This is a genomic window from Streptomyces sp. NPDC019531, from assembly GCF_044903305.1.
Taxonomy (GTDB): Bacteria; Actinomycetota; Actinomycetes; order Streptomycetales; family Streptomycetaceae; genus Streptomyces.
Map to the genome: position 1 here is coordinate 118,372 of NZ_JBJDQL010000024.1, position 23,711 is coordinate 142,082.

The window sequence follows — 23,711 nt, forward strand, 5'->3', positions numbered from 1 at the left end:
TGCCGGACCCCTTCGGGAACCGTACATGGAAATGGTTCCCATTAGCTAGAGTGCGAGTCCCGTCAGCACCAGCACCCGCTCGTACGTGTAGTCGTCCATCGCGAACTTCACGCCCTCGCGGCCCACACCGGACTGCTTGGCGCCGCCGTACGGCATCTGGTCGGCGCGGTAGGAGGGCACGTCGCCGATGACGACACCGCCGACCTCAAGGGCCCGGTGAGCGCGGAAGGCGGCCTGGAGGTCGTGGGTGAACACGCCCGCCTGGAGGCCGTACTTGGAGTCGTTGACGGCGGCGAAGGCCTCGTACTCGCCGTCGGCCTTCTGCACGGTGAGGACGGGCCCGAAGACCTCCTCGCAGGAGAGCGTCGTGCCGGCCGGGACGTCGGTGAGGACGGTCGGGGCGTAGGAGGCGCCGTCGCGGTCACCGCCCGTCAGCAGGTTCGCCCCCGCCTCGACGGCCTCCTTCACCCACGCCTCGACCCGCTTGGCCGCGTCCTCGCTGACCAGGGGACCGACGTCGGTCCTGTCGTCGCTCGGGTCGCCGGTGGCCTGGGCCTCGACGGCGGCGACGATCCGCGGGAGCAGCCGGTCGTACACCGACGCGTCGGCGATGACCCGCTGCACGGAGATGCAGGACTGGCCGCCCTGGTAGTTGGAGAAGGTCGCGATACGCCCGGCGGCCCAGTCGAGGTCGGCGTCGGAGGCGTAGTCGCCGAGCACGACCGCCGCGCCGTTGCCGCCCAGCTCCAGGGTGCAGTGCTTGCGCGGCACCGAGTCCATGATCGCGTAGCCGACCTTCTCGGAACCGGTGAAGGAGATCACGGGGAGCCGCTCGTCCTGGACGAGATCGGACATCCGGTCGTTCGGGACCGGGAGGATGCTCCAGGAACCGGCGGGCAGCTCGGTCTCGGCCAGCAGTTCACCGATGACGAGGCCGGAGAGCGGGGTGGCCGGGGCGGGCTTCAGAATGATCGGCACGCCGGCCGCGATCGCCGGGGCGATCTTGTGGGCGCACAGGTTGAGCGGGAAGTTGAAGGGCGCGATACCGAGGACGACGCCCTTGGGGAAGCGCCGGGTCAGCGCGAGCCGCCCCTGACCGCCGAGGTCCGTGTCCAGCCGCTGTGCCTCGCCGCCGTTGAAGCGCCGGGCCTCTTCCGCGGCGAACCGGAACACCGAGACGGCACGCCCGACCTCTCCTCGCGCCCACTTGACCGGCTTGCCGTTCTCGGCGGAGATCAGCTGGGCGATCTCCTCGGTGCGCTCTACGAGCCGACGGCTGACGTGGTCGAGGGCGGCGGCGCGGACGTGGGCGGGGGTGGCGGCGAAGTCCTCGCGGACGGCGTGGGCGGCGGCCACGGCCTCCTCGACCTGCGCGTCGCTCGGCACACTCACCGTGCCGACCAGCCGGCCGTCCCACGAGGAGGTGACATCGAAGGTGTCGTCGCCGGTGGCCTGGCGGCCGGCGAGCCAGAAGGCGGTGGTGGAAGTCATGCCTCCACGGTAGGGCCGGGAGGTCGCGACGGAATTTGTCCGGGGTGTAGCAGTGAGACGGCTCAGCACTCCAGCCCGGCCAACGGCCGCTACCCCGTTCCTCCGTTCCTCCGTTATTCCGTCGAGGTCGCCTTCAGCGCCAGCCACAGCTCCATCCGTACGTCCGGATCGTCCAGGGAGCGGCCCAGGATCTCCTCGACCCTACGCATCCGATACCGCAGAGTGTGCCGATGAACGCGCAGGTCGGCGGCCGCCGCGTCCCACTGGCCGTGCCGGGAGAGCCAGGCCCGCAGCGAGGCGACCAGATCACCCCGGCCGGTCGCGTCGTGTTCGTACAGGGGCCGCAGCAGTCCGTCCGCGAAGGCCTTCACCGCGTCGTCCGCGAGCAGGGGCAGCACGGACCCGGAGGCCAGCTGCTCGTGCTCGACGTACACCCGGCCCCGCCGTCGGGCGACCGACAGCGCCTGTTCGGCCTGCTTGTAGGCGGCGGCAGCGGCGATCGGTCCCACGGGGGCCGAGACCCCTACGACCAGTTCGTCCTCGTCCCCGGCGCCCGGCTGCTCGCGCGTCCGCGCCGCCTCCAGGGCCACCGCGTACTCCCCGCAGGCGGCGAGGGCGGCGCCGCCGTCCGCGACCAGCGCGACCAGCCGTTCCCCCTCGGGCACCACGAGCACGACCTCCCCGGCCCGGGCCCCGGCGGACTCCAGCACGTCGGTGAGCGCGGCGAGCGGATCGCCGTGGGGGTCGGGGGCAGTGGCGAGGGCAGGGGCGGCAGCGGTGGCGGACGGGGCTCGGGCGACCCCCGAGGCGTCCGGTATCCGGGCGGTCGCCGCGGTAGCCGGGACGCGGCTGTGGGCGTCGGCCGAGGAAACCCGGGGGCGGTCATCGGCGGACGGGGGCCTGGTAGGTGCGTCGGCGGCCGGGGTCCCGGTGGGCGCGTCGGCGGCGGGGGCCCGGCCCGGCACGTCGGCCGACGAAGCCCGCGGGCGGACGTCAGCGGACGGGGCCCCGGTAGGCGCGTCCGCGGCAGGGACCCGGCGGCGGGCGTCGGCGCCGGGGCCCTGGCCCGGCACGTCGGCCGACGAAGCCCGCGGGCGGACGTCAGCGGACGGGGTCCCGGCGGAGCCGTCAGCCGCCGAACCCCGGCCCTGCACGCCCGCCGACGAGACCCGCGGGCGGGCGTCGGTGGCGGGGGCCCGGCCCGGCACGTCGGCCGCGATCCGCACGGAGGGGACGGCGACCTTCTCCGCCACGACCAGCCGGAAGGGTGCGTCCATGAGCCCGCCGTACAGGTCTCCGGCAACCGTGCGGGCGTGCTCCGGTTCCCCGGCGAGCAGCATCCGCACCACCGCCGCCCCGAGCCTCTGCTCGGCCTCGTACAGGGAACGGGACCGCTCGGTCGTGAGGGTGAGCAGCGCGATCGCCGAGTGCAGCGCGTACCGCTCCGCCGTACCGAGCGCCGAGGCCGTGCCGACCGCCAGCGCGGCCCGCGGGCGCCGGCCGGTGCCCAGGGAGTGGAGCTCCACCCGGTCGTCGTTCCCCGGTCCGCCGACCACGGCGGAGGCGGGCGCGGACCGTTCCCGCAGCCGTTCCACGTCGGCGACGATCCGCGCGGCCCGGCGCGACGCCCACTCCGGCGCGGTGGCGACGACGGCGCCCGAGGCGTCGTAGAGCGCCGCCCAGCCGTCCACCTGGGAGGCGAGCGCGGCGAGCAGTCCCTCCGGACCGTCGGTCAGGGCCTGCTTGGTCAGTTCGCGCTGGGCGGCGAAGCCCGCGGTGACGGACCGGTACTGGTCGGCGGCGATCGCCGCGGACACGGCCTTGCTGATGGCGAGGAAGGGTGTGCGGCGCGGCACTTCGAGCAGCGGCAGCCCTTCGTCGCGGGCCGCGTCGACGAGGGCCTCGGGGATCTCCTCGTAGTTGACCCCGACGGCGAACCCGAGCCCGACGACCCCCGCCCCGGCCAGCCGCTTCACATACCGCCGCATGGCCTCCGGGTCCTCCGCGTCCAGCTTCAGCGCGGTGATCAGCAGCAGCTCCCCGCCCTCCATGTAGGGGACGGGATCGGCGAGCTCGCTGACATGCGCCCAGCGGACGGGCACGTCCAGCCGGTCCTCGCCCGCGCGCACGGTCAGCTTGAGCGCGGAGTGGTGGACGAGCGAGGCGAGGGTGGGGGGCATGAGGCCTTCAGAGCTTCAGGGAGGAGTGATCGTTGTGATCTTTTGGCCGCTGTGTATGAACGGCCTGTGACGATTCTGCCTCACCGTACGGTCCTCAGGTCATGTCATCCCCGCAGATCCACCAGCAACGGCGGCGCGTGCTCCCCCTGCACGCTCGTCAGGGACAGCACCGCGTGCCCCGGCGGCACCCCGTGCGCCAGCTCGGACGCGGACCACCGCTCCCGCTCGACCTGCCGTACGGTCACCGCCCGCGCGGTCGGCGCCTTGCCGGTGATGACCCTGCGGACCGCGTGCAGCACCTTCCCGGCCGGGGTCTCCGCGATGATCTGCCGGTCGGTGACGTCCCGCGCCTCGATCCACTCCTTGCCCCACACCTCCGCGAAGTCCTGCCCGTCCCACGGGGTGAGCCCGGCCAGCGCCATCCGGCACCCGGTGGCGCCGAGAAGGGGACCGCGCAGCGGCCGGGGTACGTCGTCCAGGGTGCGCAGCGTCAGCACGACCCCGGCGTTGCCGGACCGCAGCCGCTGGATGCCCCGCACGGCCTCGGGGGTCACCACGCCGGTGCCGTCGTCCAGTACCAGACAGGCGAACAGCGACCGGTCCTCGCGCACCGCCACACTTGCCGTGAACTGCGCGAGCACCAGCCGCGCCAGCATCCGCGAGGCGTCGGCGTGTCCGCGCTGGGGCAGGTCGATCCGCACCCGGACCGGATGATCGAGGGCCTTGAGCGAGAACGGCCGCGACTGTCCGGACGTATCGAAGAACCCGGCGAAGGCGGGCCGGTCGAGCAGCGCGACGCGATCCGCGAGAATGCCCCCCACATCTCCCGGCTGCCCCATCTGCCGCTCCCGCGCGTCGAGTTCACGCAGCAGCGACTCCCGCCCAGAGTCCTCAAGGCCCTTCCGCAGCGCGGCCATCGGCCCGGCGGCGCCGTCGAGCAGCTGCCGCAGCTCCGGTACGGAGGGAAAGCGGCCGTGGACCGCCCGGAACGGGCCGAGGAGCTGGGCGAGCACGGTGGTGGACCGCCGGGTGTCCCCGCCCTGATGCGGTTCGGCGAGATCCCCGACGAGCGCTTCCGCGAGCACGGCCGCGGCCTCGTCCGGATCGGTGGTGCCGCCGTACAGGTCGAGGTCGTACACCGATTGCGGATTCCCGATCTGTACGACGACGTCGTAGGCGTCGGCCGGTCCGAGCCCCGCGCCCGCCGCGCCGACCACCACGACGGCGGCCCGCCCGGCGAGGGCGTGCAGACACAACGACTCGGCGAGCGGCCGCACGACGGTCCCGGTCTTGCCGGAACCGGCCGGACCGACGGCGAGCAGGGAGGTCCCGAGCAGCTCGGGCCCGAGCCCAAGACCGGTACCGCGGTAGGCGTACGGATTCCGGGCATCGTCGGCGGTCGTCCCGAGCCGCACCTGCCCGGCCAGAAGATCGTGCCGAGCGAGCCGGGTGGGCAGATCCCGCTCCCCGGAGGGGTGCAGACAGGCGGCGGAACCGTCCTGGAGGACGGCACCGGTGAACGTGGCGAGGCTGAACCGCCCACTGCGCACGCCCTGCCAGGCACGGGTGATCCGGGCATGGTCGACGTCCCGCATCAGCCCGGCCCGGGCCTCGGCGGCGAGACGCTCGGCGGCGTCGGCGGCTCCGGCGGCCCGGAGCTGCGGCCATTCGGCGGGGTCCTCGGCGGGAGCAGGCTCCGGCTGCTGTTTTGGCGGCTTCCGGTGCAGGCGCGGGGCGACGAAGCGACGCCACACCTCGCCCCAGCGTCCGAGACGACCGACAACGATCATGATGGCCAGCGCGACGAGCAGCTCGTACCCCTCGTACAGGATGTAGTTGCCGACGTCGCTGCCCCCGCCCCGCCAGGAGTCTGGGATGAGCAGTTTGAAGGGCAGGAGCCACCAGACTCCGAAATAGCCGTTCTGAAGCAGCGACCAGACGAGCCAGCCGACGAGGAACGCGATCAGCGCACCGCTGATCAACTGGCGGCCGGGGATCTCCTCGGGCTCCTCCTCCGGCCGAGCTCGATGCCCGAACCGCCACACCCCGGGCAGCGTCTCGGGCCGCGGCGCCCGCAGCCACGTCAGGAACGCGGAGCTGTCCGGCAGCGGTGGCACGGCTGGCGCCTCCGTGGGCCTCGGCGGCATCGCGGACCGTGCCCGTGGCACAGGATTCGCATGCGTACCCCGCGCGTCCTGCGTCCCGTCGCTGTCCATTCGCCCCTGCTCCCTGACCAGCCGTTCCGTCCACCGTCAGCGGCCAATCTAACGCGCCCGCAAGGGGAGTTCACCGATTGCGGGGCCGAGGCGTCACACCGCTCCGGGAACCGGCTATGTCCACCACGGACAACCCGCCCCGCCGACAACGCCCACATGGAGCATGCCCACCCCTCCTCCCCCGCCCTAGCCTGCGAGAAAAGGACTGGACAGAGTCCGCGAAATCTCCGCCCGCAACACCCCCAGGAGCCCCTCATGACCGCACTTCCGCAGGAGCGCCGCGTCGTCACCGCTATCCCCGGCCCCAAGTCGCAGGAGCTGCAGGCCCGCCGCGTGGCCGCGGTCGCGCAGGGTGTGGGGTCCGTGCTGCCCGTGTTCACGGCGCGTGCGGGCGGCGGGATCATCGAGGACGTCGACGGGAACCGGCTCATCGACTTCGGTTCCGGCATCGCCGTGACCAGCGTCGGCGCCTCCGCGGAGGCCGTCGTACGCAGGGCCTCCGCCCAGCTCGCCGACTTCACCCACACCTGTTTCATGGTCACCCCTTACGAGGGCTACGTGGCGGTCGCCGAGGCCCTCGCCGAGCTCACCCCGGGCGACCACGCCAAGAAGTCGGCTCTCTTCAACAGCGGCGCCGAGGCCGTCGAGAACGCCGTCAAGATCGCGCGGGCGTACACCAAGCGGCAGGCCGTCGTCGTCTTCGACCACGGCTACCACGGGCGCACCAACCTCACGATGGCACTCACGGCCAAGAACATGCCGTACAAGCACGGCTTCGGCCCCTTCGCCCCCGAGGTCTACCGCGTCCCCGTCGCGTACGGCTATCGCTGGCCGACCGGCCCGGAGAACGCCGGCCCCGAGGCCGCCGCCCAGGCCATCGACCAGATCACCAAGCAGGTCGGCCCGGAGAACGTCGCCGCGATCATCATCGAGCCGGTCCTCGGCGAGGGCGGCTTCATCGAGCCCGCGACGGGCTTCTTGCCCGCGATCAGCGAGTTCGCCAGGGCCAGCGGCATCGTCTTCGTCGCCGACGAGATTCAGAGCGGCTTCTGCCGTACCGGGCAGTGGTTCGCCTGCGAGGACGAGGGCATCGTCCCGGACCTGATCACCACCGCCAAGGGCATCGCCGGCGGCCTCCCGCTCGCCGCCGTCACCGGCCGCGCCGAGATCATGGACGCGGCGCACGCCGGTGGGCTCGGTGGTACCTATGGCGGTAACCCGGTCGCCTGTGCGGGTGCGCTCGGCGCCATCGAGACCATGAAGGAGCTCGACCTCAACGCGAGGGCGAAGGCGATCGAGGTCACGATGAAGACGCGCCTCACCGCAATGGCCGAGAAGTTCGACATCATCGGCGACGTCCGGGGGCGTGGCGCCATGATCGCCATCGAGCTGGTCAAGGACCGTACGACCAAGGAGCCGAACCCGGAGGCGACCGCCGCGCTCGCCAAGGCCTGTCACCAGGAGGGTCTGCTGGTCCTGACCTGTGGCACCTACGGCAACGTCCTGCGCTTCCTGCCCCCGCTCGTCATCGGCGAGGACCTCCTCGACGAAGGCCTCGACATCATCGAGCAGGCCTTCAGCCGCGTCTGACCGGCCGCTGCCGTCACAGCGGAAACGCAGCGGCCCCGAAGCGGACTCACACCTTCCTCACCAGCCGCCCCAGCTCTGACGTCCCTTGGGATTCCGGGGCTGCGGTGACGAGCGGCAGAGGGTGTGAAGAAGGTGTGCGAGGTGGCGGGGAGGAGAGGATTCTGCCTGTCGTACGCAGCCGCCCTGCCGTAGGTTCTACCCAGATGAGAGATACACCCCGCCCACAGGGGACTGTGGGCGACATCAGGACGGGGCCTCCCCAGCTTCGACCTGGTCGTGCCCTCGCGCACACAACTGGAGCTTCCGGCTCCGGATCTCCTCACCGATCGGACAGTCGCCCGCCCCAAACCCCCCGGGGCGGCCGACGATCCGATCTGATCGGCCGCCCCGGAACCACCCCCCCTGTTCCGGGGCGGCCGGCCTTCCTCACCCTCCTTCTCGGAGTTCCGGCCCTCCTCTTCGCCCTGATCACCTGGCAGGTCGTCGAGGACGGGCCGCTTCTGCGTGTCGACGAGCGGATCAGCGCCGCCCTGCGCCACCCGGACCGCATCGGCGGCGGCCTCTCCGACCTGGGCAGTGTCCAGGTGGCCGTACCCGTCCTGATGATCGCGCTGGCCTACGTCACCTCGCGCCATCGCCGCATGGGTACAGACCGCTGGTGGCTCCCGGCCGCCGCGGCGGCGCTCCTCATGGCCCTGGTCCCGGCGATCGTCGTTCCCCTCAAGATCTGGACCGCCCGCTCCGGCACCCCAGCGGTCCCCCCGAGCACCGGCTACTTCCCCTCCGGCCACACCGCCACAGCGGCCATCGCCTACGGCTGCGCGACCCTGCTCCTCCTGCCCCTCATCCAGACCCTCCGCGGCCGCCGCGTTCTCGTCCTCCTCTACGCCCTCCTCGTCCTCGGCGTCTCATACGGCCTGGTCCGCCGCGGCTACCACTGGCCCCTTGACGTGGTGGCCAGCTGGTGCCTGGCCCTGCTGCTGCTTCAGCTGCTGGTGAAGGTCGTCAGGCGATACGGTCTGAAGCCGGCAGGGGACGAGAACACATAGCCGGTCGCGGGGCGGCGGCCGGTACCGGGGGGAAGCACCATGCACGACGAGCAGGACCAAGTGACGGTCACCTTCGAGAACCACGACTTCGCGCTGACTCCGTCACCGGGTGAGATCATCCTCCCCGTCTACGGCCGCAAGATCCACCACGACCCACAGTGCGGGCATCTCACCGATGTCGACGAGCTGCCCCGCTTCCCGGACCCGGACCGGCTGCTGTGGCGAAGGCTCATCGACTCCGCGCCGTCCCACGACACAGTGGCCCGCACCGGGTTCGCCCGGTCCATCGGACTCCTCGGCGGTTCGGGACAGCCCCTCACCAGCGCGTGCAGTTGCGTCCTGCGGCCCATTTCCCCGCATCAGGCCGCCACGATGCGACCGTGGCCCCTGGACGAAGCGGTCCGCGCCTTCGACAGCGACCGTTTCGCGGGAGAGCTGCGCGCGATGGAAGGGGCGGCCGAGGACGTACGCCGCGACTTTCCCTGGGAGGACTGGCCGACCCTGCCGCTGGAGCGGTACGCCCTCGGGCAGGGCGGCAGCGCCCACACCCGGCCGTACTGCTATCTGATGGAGTTCGGCAGCAAGGCGCTCGGCAGCATCGCCGGCGGCTCCTCGACCAAGCACCTCATCTACCAGCGCAGCCAGGACGGTTCCTGGTGGCACGACTCTCGCTACGCCGACGAGGAGGAGGCCTGGCAGGCGGTACGGTCCGGGATCGTCGCGGCCGTGACCGCCGCCCGCGAGGGCCGGATCGCCGACATCGACACCATCGACGCCGTACGTTCGGGCCCCGCCCTGGTCGCCAAGACGCTGAGGGTCTATGCGCCGGACGACTCCCTGGCGGTCTACGGCCACGACGTCGTACGGCACTTCGTCCACCAGCTCACCGGCCAGCCCGTGCCCAAGCTGGACCGGTTCGCGCTCCACGCCCGGCTGAAGGAGGTCATCGACGGCGAGCAACGGTTCGCGGGCTGGTCGTACGACCTGGTGGTGCTGTTCCTGTACTGGTGGACCAATCCCGTCCGGACGCAGCAGATCGTGAAGGTCGCACCCGGCGCGAACGGCTCGCTGTGGGACGAGTGCCGAGCCGGCGGTTTCATCGCGGTCGGCTGGGACGAGGTGACGGACCTGCGCTCGTTCGCCGACAAGGACGAGTTCCTGGCGGCGTTCGCCACCGCCTACACACACGAGTACAACGGCTATCAGTCGAAGATCTCCGCGAAGGCCAACGAGCTCTGGAAACTGCAGAGTCTCAGGCCCGGCGACCTCGTCGTCGCCAACAAGGGCACGAGCGAGATCCTCGGTGTGGGCCGGGTGGCCGGGGACGGCTACGCCTGGCGGGAGGACCGCCCGCGCTATCGGCACACGGTCGAGGTCGAGTGGGACGAGAGCTTCGCCGGACGGCTGGAGGAGCCCGAGAGGTCCTGGGCGACCGTCACCGTCAGGGACGTGTCCGCCCAGGTGTGGAGCAGGATCAGGCGGGCCAAGTCGGTGCCGTCCGTCGAGGACGTCGAGGACGACCCGGTCTCCGACGCCACCGACGCCGCTCTGACCGCCCGGCCGCTGGACGCCGGGCTGACCCCGCTCGCCGAGGCGCTCGACCGGCGGGGCCAGGCGGTGCTGTACGGGCCGCCGGGCACGGGCAAGACGTACACCGCCCTGCGTTTCGCGGTCCGTTGGCTCGGTGAGCTCTGCGACGACCTGCCGGACGTGGACCCGTACGCCGAGCCCGGCGCCCCGGCCTTCCGGCGCACGCTCGACGCTCTGACCGCGGCGGGCCGGCTGACGACGGTCACCTTCCACCCCGGCTACGGCTACGAGGACTTCGTGGAGGGCTTCCGTCCGGTGAAGGGCGGGCCCGGCGGTCTCACACTGGACCGGGTCGACGGAGTGTTCAAACGGGTGTGCCAGGCGGCCGCCGCCGATCCCGGTCACCCGTACCTGGTCGTCGTCGACGAACTGAACCGCGGCAACCTGCCGAAGATCCTCGGCGAGTTGATCACCCTCCTGGAGAAGGACAAACGGGGCTGCCAGGTGCTGCTGCCGCTCAGCCAGGAACAGTTCACCGTGCCGGACAACGTGTACCTGGTCGGCACCATGAACACGGCCGACCGCTCCATCCGGATGCTGGACGCGGCCATCCGCCGTCGCTTCGCCTTCCTTGAGCAACTCCCCGACTCCGCGCCCCTCCAGGGGTGCCATGTGGAGCAACTGCACCTCGCCGACCTGCTCGACGCCCTCAACCAACGCGTACGGACCCATCTCGACCGTGAGAAGCAGATCGGGCAGGCCTTCTTCCTTCCGAACGGCGCTCCGGTCGACACCGTCTCCGGTCTGGCCGCGATCGTCCGCGACGAGATCCTGCCCCTCCTCCAGGAGTACGCCTACGACGACTACTCCCTGCTCGCCGCCTTCCTCGGCGAGGCGCTGGTCGATCTCGACGCGCACACCGTGCGGGATCTCAGCGACGAGGGGCTGGTCACCGCCCTCTACACGGAACTCCAGGTCAAGGGCGGGGCGGCGGAGTAGTCCCGTGTCGACACTGCGGGAGATCGAACTGCGCGAGTACGGGACCGCGGTGGTCGAGGGGATCCGGCTCGGCCCCGCTGACCGTGCCGTGTGCGCGAGCGAGCGGCTCGCCGCACGCCTGAAGGTCCGTGAGCTCGCGGGCGGGAGACTGGAGGTGACCGCGGGTCCCTGTGTCGGGGTCGTCCGGCTCGACGCCTGCGAGATACGGATCCTGCCCAAGTACCTCGGCGGCGGCCTCGACGTGCTGCGCATGCTGGAGTACGCCGCGGGCCGTGGGCTCCCACCGCTCGACGCCGCACGCACCGTGCGCGAAGGGGCCCCGCACCTGCGGGACCTGGTCGCCCTCCTGCTCACCGAGGAGTGCGAACGCCTGCTGTCCCGCGGTGTGCGCCAGGACTACGTCTCCGCCGAGGACGACCTTCCGGCCGTACGGGGCCGACTCCTCCCCGACCGTCAACTCCTGCGGCACTACGGCCGGTTGGATCGTCTCGCCTGCCGTTTCGACGAGCACGAAACCGACATCCCGGACAACCGTCTCTGCGCCGCCGCGATCGACCTCGCCGCGCGCACGGCACGCAGTCCGGCCGTACGCGCACGGGCCCGCCGCGCGGCGGGCAGCTTCGCGCGCATCGCGCCCACGCGACTGGGTGACCTGCGGTCCGCGCTGGCCGGGCTCGACTACCACCGGCACAACAACCACTACCGAAGCGCCCACCGCTGGGCGGCCCTGCTGCTGTCCGGCGGCGGTGTCGCCGACCTCCTGGCCCCGGGCCCACTGGCTTCGCGGGCCTTCCTCGTGGACATGAACGTCCTCTTCGAGGCCTTCCTCACGCGTCTGCTGCGGGAGGCGGCCACCGGCACCGGACTCGCCGTGCGCGACCAGGCCCGGCACCGCGGAGTCCTGTACGACGAGCGAACGGAACGCCCCTACGGCGAGGTCCGTCCGGACGTCCTGGTCACAGGGACCCTCGACGGTGAACCGCTGTGCCGTCCGGTCGACGTGAAGTACAAGCTCTACGACAGCAGGAAACTGAGTCCTTCCGACCTCTACCAGGCGTTTCTCTACGCGCACACGCTGGCCCGGCAGCCCTCCGGCGGCCTCCCGACCTGCGTGCTGATCCACCCCGGGAGCGTCTCGACGACACAGGAGAACATCGCCGTACGACGCTGGGACGGCGCGACCTCGGCTCGTGTGCGCTCAGTGTCCCTCCACCTTCCTTCGGTGCTCGGCGCCCTGGGGGACGCCGAGCGGGCGTCGATGCTCGCGAAGGTGTGGGCGGCGGTCCTGGAGTGACCGTCAGCCGAAGTAGCCGTCGAAGGTCTTCTGGAACTCCCAGTTCGAGAATCGGTCCCAGTTGACCGACCAGGTCATCAGGCCCCGCAGGGACGGCCAGGTGCCGTGGGTGGTGTACGAGCCGCAGTTCGTTCTCCTCGTCAGGCAGTCCAGGGTCTTGGTGACTTCCGTCGGAGCCACATAGCCGTTGCCCGCGTTGGTGGAGGCAGGCATGCCGATGGCGATCTGGTCGGGGCGCAGGGGCGGGAAGACGTTCGCGGGGTCACCGGCGACCGGGAAGCCGGTCAGGAGCATGTCGGTCATGGCGATGTGGAAGTCGGCGCCGCCCATGGAGTGGTACTGGTTGTCGAGGCCCATGATCGGACCCGAGTTGTAGTCCTGGACGTGCAGCAGGGTCAGGTCGTCGCGCAACGCGTGGATCACGGGGAGGTAGGCACCGCATCGCGGGTCCTGGCCGCCCCACTTGCCCGTGCCGTAGTACTGGTAGCCCATCTGCACGAAGAAGGTCTCCGGGGCCATGGAGAGGACGAACTTCGCGCCGTACTTGGCCTTCAGCGTCTTCAACGCGGAGATCAGGTTGACGATCACCGGGGTCTTCGGGTTCCTGAAGTCGGTGTCGTCGGCGTTCAGCGAGAGCGAGTGGCCCTCGAAGTCGATGTCCAGGCCGTCGAGTCCATAGGTGTCGATGATGTTCGAGACCGAGGAGACGAAAGCGTCCCGGGCCGCCGTCGTCGTCAGCTGGACCTGGCCGTTCTGGCCGCCGATCGAGATCAGCACCTTCTTGCCGACCGCCTGCTTGGCCTTGATCGCCGCTTTGAAGTCGGCGTCGGACTCGACGTTCGGACATTCGGCGATCGGGCAGCGGGTGAAGCGGATGTCGCCGGAGGTGACCGAGGTGGGCTCGCCGAAGGCCAGGTCGATGACGTCCCAGCTGTCGGGGACGTCGGCCAGCCGGGTGTAGCCGGCGCCGTTGGCGAAGCTCGCGTGGAGGTAGCCGACCAGGGCGTGGGCGGGGAGGTCGGTGGAACTCCCCGCGGTCGTGGTCACGTTGACGGCACTCGACTTCTCCGACTCCCCCGCGTCGTTCACCGCGGCGACCTGGAAGCCGTACGCCGTCGAGGGCGCGAGTCCGCTCACCGTCACCGAAGTCCCGCTCACCGTCTGGACCTTGGCGCCGTCCCGGTAGACGGCGTAGCCGGTGGCGCCCGCGACCGCTGTCCAGGACAGGGCCACACCGGAGGAGGTGACCGTGCCCCACTTCAGACCCGTGGGCGCGGCGGGCGGCTGTCCGACGTCGACGCCCTGCCCTGTGAGGGATATGTCGTCCGCGTTGTACGCCCCCGTCCCGTACCAACCGTGCGTGTAGATCGTGACCTTGGTGGTCGACGGGCCGGTGCGGAAGGTCGTGGTGAGCTGTTGCCAGTCGGGGGCGGACTGGGTCCAGGTGGAGACGTCGGTGGTGCCGGTCCCGCTCGCGCCGAGGTAGACGTAGGAGCCGCGGACGTATCCGGACAGCGTGTACTGCGCGTCGGGCCGCACGGTCACCGTCTGGGCGCACTGGGCCTGGTCGCTGCCGGCCGGGGTCGCCAGGAGCGCTGAACCACCGCTTCGCACAGGGCTGTTGACTGTCGAACCCGAGGAGCAGGTCCAGCCGTCGAGACCTGCTTCGAAGCCTCCGTTCTTCGCCAGGTCCGCGTCGGCCGCACGGGCGGCCGACGAGAGCACGGTGATGCCGGGTACGGCCAGGAGAGCGGCCGTCAGCGCGACGAGGACAGGTCTGATGGGTCCGGTGCGATCCACAAGAGCCTCCGGGCATGGGGGAATTGGAGGGTGGAGCGCGCCTAATTTGGTCCAGACCAATCAAGGTTGTCAAGACCTCCCGTCGCGGTTCGGGGGCGCCGCTCAGCCGTCGCCCTCCGTCGCGAGGCCCGCCGCCGCCTCGTGCATCGCCAGTTCGAGCAGGGCCGGATCGACGAGGATGCCGGAGCCGTCCGGCGGGACCAGCCAGCGCACCCCTTCCCCGGCCACCCGGCCCGGGTACGGCACGACGATCCAGGTGCCCGCCCCGGCCGTACGAATGCCGGTGCCGAGCCAGCGGGCCGCGGTGCCCGGCGGTACGAAGAAGCCCATGCGCGCGTCGCCGAAGTCGACGAGCACGGGGCCGAGCCGGTCGAGGATGCGGGTGAGGACGTCGAGCGTCGGATAGCCGAGCCCACCCGGCAGGATCAGTACGTCCCAGGCCTTGCCCGCCGGCAGCAGTGCGACCCCGAGGGGGTTGCGCTCCCACTCCCAGCGGCAGGCCGCGGGATCCGGTGCCACGGATGCCAGCCACTCGACCGCCGTCTTCGCCCCAGTCATGAGAAGACCTCCCTGTCTCTCATCGACGCTGGTCGCGTCACGAGGGAGAGGGAGGTCTCCTGGCGAGCATTACGCGGGTTCTGACCACCCGTTGGAGTGAATCAGATCACATACGATCGTTCAGCTGTCGAATCCCAGACCGAGCTTGTCCATGGTCCGCAGCCACAGATTGCGCCGCCCGCCGTGCGAGTCGGCGCGGGCCAGCGACCACTTCGTGAGGGCGATACCGGTCCACGCGAAGGGCTCCGGCGGGAAGGGCAGCGGCTTTCGGCGGACCATCTCCAACGAGGTCCGCTCGGTGGTCTCCCCGGCCAGCAGGTCGAGCATCACGTCCGCGCCGAAGCGGGTCGCCCCGACACCGAGTCCCGTGTAACCGGCCGCGTACGCCACCCTGCCCTGGTGGGCGGTGCCGTAGAAAGCGGAGAACCGTGAACAGGTGTCGATCGCGCCGCCCCACGCGTGTGTGAAGCGCACCCCCTCCAGCTGCGGGAAGCAGGTGAAGAAGTGCCCGGCGAGCTTGGCGTAGGTCTCCGGCCGGTCGTCGTACTCGGCGCGGACTCGACCGCCGTAGTGGTGGACCGCGTCGTAACCGCCCCACAGGATCCGGTTGTCGGCGGAGAGCCGGAAGTAGTGGAACTGGTTCGCCGAGTCCCCGAGCCCCTGCCGGTTCTTCCAGCCGATCGCGCTGAGCTGCTCCTCGTTCAGGGGCTCGGTCATCAGCGCGTAGTCGTAGACCGGGACGGTGTACGCACGGACCCGCTTGACCAGGTTGGGGAAGATGTTGGTGCCGAGGGCGACCTTGCGCGCTTTCACGGCACCGTACGGAGTGCGTACGGACATGCCGGCGCCGTACGACTTCAGGTCCAGGGCGGGGGTGTTCTCGTAGACCCGGACGCCGAGCCTCAGGCACGCCCGCTTCAGGCCCCAGACGAGCTTGGCCGGGTTGAGCATGGCCACGCCCCTGCGGTCCCACAGTCCCGCCTCGAAGGTCGGTGAGTCGACCTGTTCCCTGACCGCGTCGGCGTCCAGGAAGTCGACGCCGTCGGCGAGGCCCTTCTCCTGAAGCTCCTCGTACCAGTCGCGCAGCTCCCAGGCCTGGTACGTCTCCGTCGCCACGTCGATCTCGCCGCTGCGCTCGAACTCGCAGTCGAGGTCGTGCCGGGCGACCGCCTTCTCGATCTCGTCGAGGTTGCGCGCGCCCAGCTCCTCAAGCCGGTGGATCTCGCCCGGCCAGCGGGTCAGCCCGTTGGGCAGACCGTGGGTGAGGGAGGCGGCGCAGAAACCGCCGTTGCGCCCGGAGGCGGCCCAGCCCACCTCGCGGCCTTCCAGCAGGACCACGTCCCGCTGCGGGTCGCGCTCCTTGGCGTTGAGCGCGGTCCACAGTCCGCTGTACCCACCGCCGACGACCAGCAGATCGCAGGTCTCGGTGCCGGTGAGGGCGGGCTCGGGGTGGGGTCTGCCGGGGTCGTCCAGCCAGTACGGAACCGGCTGGGCTTCGGAAAGTGCCTTTGTCCAACGGCTCATGGCGCTTGGGGCCATGATTTCAACTCCCTACAGGGGGTTCTTGAAAAGGGCTTACGCCTTTTGCTTGTTACGGCGGTTGCTGATGACCATGGAGGCCAGCACCAGCATGACGGCGACCAGGAACATGGCCGTACCGATGACATTGATCTGAACGGGCGTTCCGCGCTGCGCCGAGCCCCAGACGAACATGGGGAACGTGACGGTCGAGCCCGCGTTGAAATTGGTGATGATGAAATCGTCGAAGGAGAGCGCGAAGGCGAGCAGCGCACCCGCCGCGATTCCGGGGGCGGCGATCGGCAGGGTGACCCTGACAAAGGTCTGGAAGGGGCCGGCGTAGAGGTCCTGGGCGGCCTGCTCCAGCCTCGGATCCATCGACATCACGCGCGCCTTCACCGCCGTCACGACGAAGCTCAGGCAGAACATGATGTGGGCGATGAGGATGGTCCAGAAGCCCAGCTGCGCGCCCATGTTGAGGAACAGGGTGAGCAGCGAGGCGGCCATGACCACCTCGGGCATCGCCATCGGCAGGAAGATCAGCGAGTTCACGGCGCCGCGGGCGCGGAAGCGGTAGCGGACCAGCGCGAAGGCGATCATCGTGCCGAGAACGGTCGCGCCGATCGTCGCCCAGAACGCGATCTGGAGGCTGATCGACAGCGAGCCGCACATGTCGGCGACCCCGCAGGGGTCCTTCCAGGCGTCGGTGGAGAACTGCTGCCACTCGTAGTTGAAGCGGCCCTTCGGTTTGTTGAAGGAGAACACCGTGACGACGATGTTCGGCAGCAGCAGATATCCGAGCGTGATCAGTCCCGCGATGACGACGAGATGGCGCTTGAGCCAGTTGACGAGGGCCATTTAAACCAGATCCTCCGTCCCCGACCTGCGGATGTAGAAGGTGACCATGACGAGAATCGCGGCCATCAGGATGAACGACAGGGCCGCCGCGGTCGGATAGTCCAGAATCCGCAGGAACTGCGTCTGGATGACGTTTCCGACCATGCGGGTGTCCGTGGAACCGAGCAGGTCCGCGTTGACGTAGTCGCCGGCCGCCGGGATGAAGGTCAGCAGCGTCCCGGAGACCACACCGGGCATCGACAGCGGGAAGGTGACCTTCCGGAACGTGACCCAAGGCCTGGCATACAGATCGCCCGCCGCCTCGTGCAGCCGGCCGTCGATGCGCTCCAAGGAGGTGTAGAGCGGCAGGATCATGAACGGCAGGAAGTTGTACGTCAGACCGCACACCACCGCGAGCGGCGTGGCCAGGACACGGTCGCCGGCCGTCCAGCCGAGCCAGCTGGTGACGTCCAGGACGTGCAGGGTGTTGAGGGCGCCGACCACCGGGCCGCCGTCCGCGAGGATCGTCTTCCAGGCGAGGGTGCGGATCAGGAAGCTGGTGAAGAACGGCGCGATCACCAGGATCATGATCAGGTTCCGCCACCGTCCCGCGCGGAACGCGATCAGATACGCCAGCGGATACCCCAGCACCAGACAGAGGATCGTCGCGGCACCGGCGTAGAGGATCGAGCGCAGGAACTGCGGCCAGTAGTCGGACAGCGCGTCCCAGTAGGTCGCGAAGTGCCAGGTGACCTTGTAGCCCTCCTCCAGGGAGCCCGTCTGCACGGACGTGGAGGCCTGGTAGACCATCGGCAGCGCGAAGAAGACGACCAGCCAGAGGATGCCGGGCAGCAGCAGCCAGTACGGCGTGAAGCGGCCTCTCTTGCGCGGGGGCTTCTTCGCGGGCGCGGTCGGGGTCAGAGGCGGCGGCGCCTCGGTGAGCGTCGCCATCAGACCGTCGCCTCTTCCTGGATGCCGGCCTCGATGTCCTGGGCGGCGTCCAGGCCGAAGGTGTGGGCCGGGTTCCAGTGCAGGACGACCTCGGCGCCGGGCACCAGCCGGTCGTCGCGGTCGATGTTCTGGGCGTAGACCTCGAACTCGGGGCAGACGGGGCTGTCTATCACGTACTGGGTCGAGACTCCGATGAAGCTCGAATCGGCGATCTTCCCGGTGATCCGGTTGCGGCCCTCGGGGATCTCACCGGCCTCGTCGGCATGAGTGAGGGAGATCTTCTCGGGCCGGACGCCGACGAGCACCTTGCCGCCGGTCATCGTCGGCCCGGAGTACCGCGCCTCGGGCAGCACCAGCTTGCCACCACCCGCCTTCAGCACGATCTCGCCGCCGCTCTTGGCGTCTACCTCGGCCTCGATGAGGTTGGAGGTGCCGAGGAAGTTGGCGACGAAGGTGGTGTTCGGGTTCTCGTACAGGTCGGTGGGCGAGCCGAGCTGCTCGACGCGGCCCGCGTTCATCACGGCGACCGTGTCGGCCATGGTCATGGCCTCTTCCTGGTCGTGCGTGACATGCACGAAGGTGATGCCGACCTCGGTCTGGATGCGCTTGAGCTCCAGCTGCATCTGGCGGCGCAGCTTGAGGTCGAGGGCGCCGAGCGGCTCGTCCAGGAGAAGCACCTTGGGCGTGTTGATCAACGCCCGCGCCACGGCGACCCGCTGCTGCTGGCCGCCGGACAACTGGTGCGGCTTCTTCCGCGCCTGCTCTCCCAGTTGCACGAGTTCCAGCATGTCCTCGACCTGCTTCTTCACCGACTTGATGCCACGCCGGCGCAGACCGAAGGCGACGTTCTCGAAGATGTCGAGGTGCGGGAAGAGGGCGTACGACTGGAAGACGGTGTTCACCGGCCGCTTGTAGGGAGGCAGTCGGGTGACCTCCTGGTCGCCTAGGTGCACGGTGCCCGTGGTGGGCTCCTCAAGGCCGGCGATCATGCGCAGGGTGGTGGTCTTGCCGCAGCCGGAGGCGCCGAGCAGGGCGAAGAAGGAACCCTGGGGCACGGTCAGGTCCAGCGGTTGCACTGCTGTGAAGCCGTTGTCGTACGTCTTGCTGATGCCCGAGAGGCGGACGTCGCCGCTGTTGTCGGTGTTCTTGTTCGTCACGGTGGTCACGCCCCAGTCAGCTTCGCGAACTTCTCTTCAAAGGCCGTCTCTTCCTTCGAGCTCAGCGAGCGGAAGGCGTGGGACTTCGCGGCCATGGCCTTGTCGGGGATGATCAGCGGGTTGTTCGCCGCATCCGGGTCGAGCTTCTCCAGCTCGGGCTTCACTCCGTCGACGGGCGACACGTAGTTGATGTACGCGGCGAGCTCGGCGGCCGGCTTCGGCTCGTAGTAGAAGTCGATGAGCCGCTCGGCGTTCGTCTTGTGACGGGCCTTGTTGGGGATCAGCATGTTGTCGGTCGACGTCATGTATCCGCTGTCCGGGATGATGAAGTCGATGTCCGGGCTGTCCGCCTTCAGCTGTACGACGTCACCGGCCCAGGCGATACAGGCCGCGAAGTCGCCGCTGGTCAGGTCGGAGGTGTAGTCGTTGCCGGTGAAGCGGCGGATCTGCCCCTTGTCGACGGCCTTCTGGAGCCGGGCGACGGCCGCGTCGTAGTCGTCGCCGGTGAAGTCCGCCGGGTCCTTGCCCATGTCGAGCAGGGTCATGCCTATGCTGTCGCGCATCTCCGAGAGGAAGCCGACGCGTCCCTTGAGCTTGGGGTTGTCGAGCATGTCGGAGACCGATTTCACCTCCACGCCGTCCAGGGCCTTCTTGTTGTAGGCGATGACGGTCGAGATTCCCTGCCAGACATAGGAGTACGCCCGCCCGGGGTCCCAGTCGGGATCACGGAACTGTGCGGACAGGTTGGCGTACGCGTGCGGCAGGTTGGAGGCGTCCAGTTTCTGGACCCACCCGAGGCGGATCAGCCGGGCGGCGAGCCAGTCGGTGAGGACGATGATGTCGCGCCCGGTGTCCTGCCCCGCCGCGAGCTGCGGCTTGATCTTCCCGAAGAACTCGACGTTGTCGTTGATGTCCTCCGTGTACTTGACCGTGATCCCGGTCTGTTGCTTGAACTGGTCGAGCGTGGGGTGGTGCTTCTCGCTCTCGTCCACGTCGAGGTACTCGGTCCAGTTGGAGAAGTTGACTGTCTTCTCCTTGGCCGAGTGGTCCTCCGCGGAGACGCCGCCCTGGGTGTTGCCGGCCGCGGGTATGCCACAGGCGCTCAGGGTGCCGAGGCCGCCGACCGCGAGCGCGCCGCCCGCGGAGGCACGCAACAGGGACCGCCGTGTCATGGCGGCCCGGCCGTTCTTCAAGCTGCGCCGCATGGCGGCCACTTGGGCCGGCGACAGGCGGTCGGGCTCGTACTGCTCCATGCGCTGGTGCCCTTTCGGGATGGTGGGCGGCCGCGGGTCAGGCGGCCTGAACACGGCTATCGGTCCCCGAAGATCGTGCGGTGCCAGTCCTTCGCGGCAACCGCGGTGTTGTCGAACATGACGTGCTTGATCTGCGTGTACTCCTCGAACGAGTACGAGGACATGTCCTTGCCGAAGCCGGACGCCTGGTACCCGCCGTGCGGCATCTCGCTGATGATCGGGATGTGGTCGTTGACCCACACGCACCCGGCCTTGATCTCCCGGGTGGCCCGGTTCGCCCGGTAGACGTCCCGGCTCCAGGCGGAGGCGGCGAGCCCGTAAGGGGTGTCATTGGCGAGCTGGATGCCCTCGTCGTCGCTGTCGAAGGGCAGCACGACCAGGACCGGTCCGAAGATCTCGGACTGGACGATCTCGCTGTCCTGGGCGGCGTCGGCGACCAGCGTGGGCCGGTAGTACGCCCCCTTGGCGAGCTCTCCCTCGGGCACCTCGCCGCCGGTCACCACGCGCGCGTAGGCACGCGCACGGTCGACGAACCCGGCGACCCGGTCCCGCTGGACGTGCGAGATCAGCGGCCCGAGATCGGTGCGGGCGGCGAAGGGGTCCCCGAGCCGGACGGTCTCCATGAGGGCCGCGGTCTTCTCGACGAAGGCGTCATAGAGGGGCCGCTGGACGTACGCGCGCGTGGCGGCCGTGCAGTCCTGCCCGGTGTTGATGAGCGCGCCCGCGACGGCCCCGTTGACGGCGGCCTCCAGGTCGGCGTCGTCGAAGACGAGGAAGGGAGCCTTGCCGCCGAGTTCCAGATGCAGCCGCTTGACGGTGGCGGTGGCGATCTCGGCGACCCGCTTGCCGACGGCCGTCGACCCCGTGAAGGAGGTCATGGCTACGTCGGGATGCCCGACCAGATGCTCCCCCGCCTCCTTCCCGGTGCCGGTGACGATGTTGATGACACCGTCGGGGATCCCCGCGTCCGTGGCGGCCTGGGCGAAGAGGAGCGAGGTGAGCGGAGTGATCTCGGCGGGCTTGAGCACGATCGTGTTGCCCGCGGCGATGGCCGGAAGGATCTTCCAGGCGGCCATCTGAAGGGGATAGTTCCAGGGCGCGATGGACCCCACGACACCGATGGGCTCACGACGGACGTAGGACGTGTGGTCCCCGGAGTACTCACCGGCGGACTGCCCCTGCAGATGCCGGGCGGCACCGGCGAAGAAGGCGGTGTTGTCGATGGTCCCCGGCACGTCGAACTCCCGGGTCAGCTTCAGTGGCTTGCCGCACTGGAGGGACTCGGCCCGGGCGAAGTCCTCGGCGCGGTCGGCGAGCACGGCGGCGAACCGGTGCAGGGCGTCGGAACGCTCACCGGGAGTGGTGCCCGCCCAGCCGGGAAAGGCGGCACGGGCGGCGACGACGGCCGCGTCCACGTCCTCGACGCCCGCCAGCTCATAGGTCAAGACCTCCTCGCCACGCGCGGGATCCACGACCGCGTGCGTACGACCGGAGGTTCCCCTGGTGAGGCGCCCTCCGACGAACTGCGCGCCTTCGGCGAACCGCTCTTGGGCCGCGAACCGGTCCGGCGTGGCACTGCCCGGGTTGTGCATGTCGCTCTCCTCCGCCGTCGCCCCTCGGTCCCCGAGTGCGGGTGGCGTAGCTCCAGCTCGATTTGAGTGCCGATCCTGACAGAGCAATGACACTCCTACAAGTGATTCCGTTGTTGCCTTTCGGTTACGCGACGGAATCTGTCGACCAGGTGTCGAGCCCACCTCGAAAAGGAAGGACGGAGTGTCAGTGGTACCTGCCAGACTCCCGTGCATGGGAAGGATCACGGGGAAGATCGACTCACAGGACGCCCTGGTCAGGCAGGTCCGGGCAGGCGCGAGGATCAAGTATCTGCACTTCTGGGGGCACCGCCCGCGTACGGACGGCCGAGTCGGCGCGAGCTGTCTGAGCCAGTGGTGGCCGTCACCGTTCGTGGTGGACGGAGTGACCTATGCGACCGCAGAGCACTGGATGATGGCGGGCAAGGCGCGTCTTTTCGAAGATCAAGAGGCCGAGCACCGAATCCTGGCGGCCGGATCCCCGGCCCAGGCCAAGAAGATGGGCCGCCTGGTCCGAGCCTTCGACGAGCAGAGGTGGCGGCGCGAGCGCTTCGGCATCGTCGCGGAAGGCAGCTTCCACAAGTTCGCGGCCCATCCCGACCTGCGACAGTTCCTGCTGAACACCGGCGACCGGGTGCTGGTGGAGGCCAGCCCGGTCGACCGGGTATGGGGCATCGGCCTCGCCGCGGACGACGAGGCGGCAAGCGACCCCGCGCGGTGGCGGGGTCCGAACCTGCTGGGCTTCGCACTGATGGAGACGCGGGCGCGCCTCAGAGAGCTCTGATCAGTACGTCAGTACTGCTGTGCCACCTGGACGACGTGCAGGGAGCCGTCGTAGTAGTCGGACTCGTCATCGGAGTTGATGGCGGTCGTGATGACGAAGGCCATGAAGACGATGATGGCGAGACCGAGGATCGTGCCGATGATCCCCATGATGAAACCGGCCTGCGCCTGACCGTGATTGGTTGCCTCGCCCCGCTCGGCCCGCTTGCGCCCCTTGATCCCGAAGATGATCGCTAGGACACCGAGGATCAGCGAGAGGATGCCGTACATGCAGAACAGGGCGCAGGACAGGATGCCCAGCACCATCGCGGCAACGCCCATGCCGTTCTGCGGAGCCATCGGCGGGGCGGGCCAGCCGCCGTACCCCTGCGGGTAGCCGGGATAGCCGTATCCGGACGGGGCACCGGGCCCCTCGGGCGCGATGGGCGGGGGCGGCACGGAGGGGTTCTGCTGCGGCGCAGGGTAACCGTAACCGGGGGTAGGACTCGGCGTACCGGGAGGCGGGAAGCCGTAGCCGTCGCTCGGTGCGGACGTCGTGGTGGCCTGGTCGTGCGCGGTGGGCGACGGGCTCTTCTCCAGCGAGGGGCCATGCTCCGGCGGCGCCCACGGGTCCCGGCCGGCCCCGGATTCCTCGCTCCGCTGTGCTGCGTCGTCCGTCATGCTCACGTCCCCCTAGGTCGTTCGACCCCGCAATGCTAAGGCCTGGACGCGAAGGGCTGCCGGGCCGGGTCGTGGAGCGGCTGCGGCCCGGTGGGGGCTGGTCGCGCAGTTCCCCGCGCCCCTAAAAGCAGCGGGTGCACGCACCGCAAGCCGCGTACGGCGCGAAGGGGCCGGGGTGGGGGGTGTCCGCCCGCAGCGGCCGGCGTCCGTTACCGAGCACTGTTGAACCAGCAGAACCGCCGGACCGAGGACGGAC

The 23,711-nt window shown here is 69.9% G+C and carries 17 protein-coding genes; 5 read left to right on the top strand and 12 right to left on the bottom strand.

Going from position 1 to position 23,711, the window contains the following annotated elements:
• Positions 1 to 45: 45 nt before the first annotated feature.
• The 3 genes from ACI2L1_RS26095 to ACI2L1_RS26105 all read right to left on the bottom strand — a co-directional run bounded on the left by ACI2L1_RS26095 (position 46) and on the right by ACI2L1_RS26105 (position 5,887).
• Positions 46 to 1,491 carry an aldehyde dehydrogenase family protein gene (locus ACI2L1_RS26095; protein ID WP_404741783.1) on the bottom strand — a complete coding sequence of 482 codons (1,446 nt, stop codon included), beginning with the start codon at positions 1,489 to 1,491 and terminating at the stop codon, positions 46 to 48.
• Between the two features lie 113 nt (positions 1,492 to 1,604).
• Positions 1,605 to 3,671 carry a PucR family transcriptional regulator ligand-binding domain-containing protein gene (locus ACI2L1_RS26100; RefSeq protein WP_404741784.1) on the bottom strand — a complete coding sequence of 689 codons (2,067 nt, stop codon included), beginning with the start codon at positions 3,669 to 3,671 and terminating at the stop codon, positions 1,605 to 1,607.
• A 104-nt stretch (positions 3,672 to 3,775) separates the two neighbouring features.
• Positions 3,776 to 5,887, bottom strand: a complete 2,112-nt coding sequence (locus tag ACI2L1_RS26105; RefSeq protein ID WP_404741785.1) for an ATP-binding protein — start codon at positions 5,885 to 5,887, stop codon at positions 3,776 to 3,778.
• Between the two features lie 255 nt (positions 5,888 to 6,142).
• On the opposite strand from ACI2L1_RS26105, the gene gabT reads away from it, so the two are divergent.
• The 4 genes from gabT (at position 6,143) to ACI2L1_RS26125 (ending at position 12,349) form a co-directional block, all read left to right on the top strand.
• A complete protein-coding gene (gene gabT / locus ACI2L1_RS26110) occupies positions 6,143 to 7,477 on the top strand; it encodes a 4-aminobutyrate--2-oxoglutarate transaminase (protein WP_404741786.1) in 1,335 nt (444 codons plus the stop codon).
• Positions 7,478 to 7,710: 233 nt separating this feature from the next.
• Positions 7,711 to 8,526 (top strand): phosphatase PAP2 family protein, encoded by an 816-nt coding sequence (locus ACI2L1_RS26115; protein WP_404741802.1) that lies wholly within the window; start codon positions 7,711 to 7,713, stop codon positions 8,524 to 8,526.
• Positions 8,527 to 8,565: 39 nt separating this feature from the next.
• Positions 8,566 to 11,055 (top strand): McrB family protein, encoded by a 2,490-nt coding sequence (locus tag ACI2L1_RS26120; RefSeq protein WP_404741787.1) that lies wholly within the window; start codon positions 8,566 to 8,568, stop codon positions 11,053 to 11,055.
• 4 nt (positions 11,056 to 11,059) lie between these two features.
• On the top strand, positions 11,060 to 12,349 hold the full coding sequence (locus ACI2L1_RS26125) for an McrC family protein (RefSeq protein WP_404741788.1): 1,290 nt from the start codon (positions 11,060 to 11,062) through the stop codon (positions 12,347 to 12,349).
• A gap of 3 nt (positions 12,350 to 12,352) precedes the next feature.
• Here ACI2L1_RS26125 and ACI2L1_RS26130 read toward each other — a convergent pair whose 3' ends face one another.
• The 8 genes from ACI2L1_RS26130 to ACI2L1_RS26165 all read right to left on the bottom strand — a co-directional run bounded on the left by ACI2L1_RS26130 (position 12,353) and on the right by ACI2L1_RS26165 (position 22,015).
• Positions 12,353 to 14,149: a chitinase gene (locus ACI2L1_RS26130; protein ID WP_404741789.1), complete on the bottom strand. Its 1,797-nt coding sequence runs from the start codon at positions 14,147 to 14,149 to the stop codon at positions 12,353 to 12,355.
• 102 nt (positions 14,150 to 14,251) lie between these two features.
• A complete protein-coding gene (locus ACI2L1_RS26135; RefSeq protein WP_404741790.1) occupies positions 14,252 to 14,707 on the bottom strand; it encodes a hypothetical protein in 456 nt (151 codons plus the stop codon).
• A gap of 120 nt (positions 14,708 to 14,827) precedes the next feature.
• The gene (locus ACI2L1_RS26140) at positions 14,828 to 16,246 is read right to left on the bottom strand and encodes an NAD(P)/FAD-dependent oxidoreductase (RefSeq protein WP_404741791.1); all 1,419 of its coding nucleotides are present in this window, start codon (positions 16,244 to 16,246) and stop codon (positions 14,828 to 14,830) included.
• 36 nt (positions 16,247 to 16,282) lie between these two features.
• Positions 16,283 to 17,083, bottom strand: coding sequence for an ABC transporter permease (locus tag ACI2L1_RS26145; protein ID WP_404741792.1), 801 nt, complete (start codon positions 17,081 to 17,083; stop codon positions 16,283 to 16,285).
• Positions 17,084 to 18,013 (bottom strand): ABC transporter permease, encoded by a 930-nt coding sequence (locus ACI2L1_RS26150; protein WP_404741793.1) that lies wholly within the window; start codon positions 18,011 to 18,013, stop codon positions 17,084 to 17,086.
• A complete protein-coding gene (locus ACI2L1_RS26155; protein WP_404741794.1) occupies positions 18,013 to 19,179 on the bottom strand; it encodes an ABC transporter ATP-binding protein in 1,167 nt (388 codons plus the stop codon). Before ACI2L1_RS26155 ends, ACI2L1_RS26150 begins: the two co-directional genes overlap by 1 nt.
• Positions 19,176 to 20,423 carry a PotD/PotF family extracellular solute-binding protein gene (locus tag ACI2L1_RS26160; protein ID WP_404741795.1) on the bottom strand — a complete coding sequence of 416 codons (1,248 nt, stop codon included), beginning with the start codon at positions 20,421 to 20,423 and terminating at the stop codon, positions 19,176 to 19,178. The genes ACI2L1_RS26155 and ACI2L1_RS26160 overlap by 4 nt, the downstream gene beginning before the upstream one ends.
• A 56-nt stretch (positions 20,424 to 20,479) precedes the next feature.
• On the bottom strand, positions 20,480 to 22,015 hold the full coding sequence (locus ACI2L1_RS26165) for a gamma-aminobutyraldehyde dehydrogenase (protein WP_404741796.1): 1,536 nt from the start codon (positions 22,013 to 22,015) through the stop codon (positions 20,480 to 20,482).
• Positions 22,016 to 22,226: 211 nt separating this feature from the next.
• Between ACI2L1_RS26165 and ACI2L1_RS26170 the strand changes: the two genes are divergently transcribed.
• Positions 22,227 to 22,796 (top strand): NADAR family protein, encoded by a 570-nt coding sequence (locus ACI2L1_RS26170; RefSeq protein ID WP_404741797.1) that lies wholly within the window; start codon positions 22,227 to 22,229, stop codon positions 22,794 to 22,796.
• A gap of 8 nt (positions 22,797 to 22,804) precedes the next feature.
• Here the strand turns inward: ACI2L1_RS26170 and ACI2L1_RS26175 are convergent, their stop codons facing one another.
• Entirely contained in the window at positions 22,805 to 23,455 is a 651-nt protein-coding gene (locus ACI2L1_RS26175) for a DUF4190 domain-containing protein (RefSeq protein ID WP_404741798.1), read from the bottom strand.
• Positions 23,456 to 23,711 lie beyond the last annotated feature (256 nt).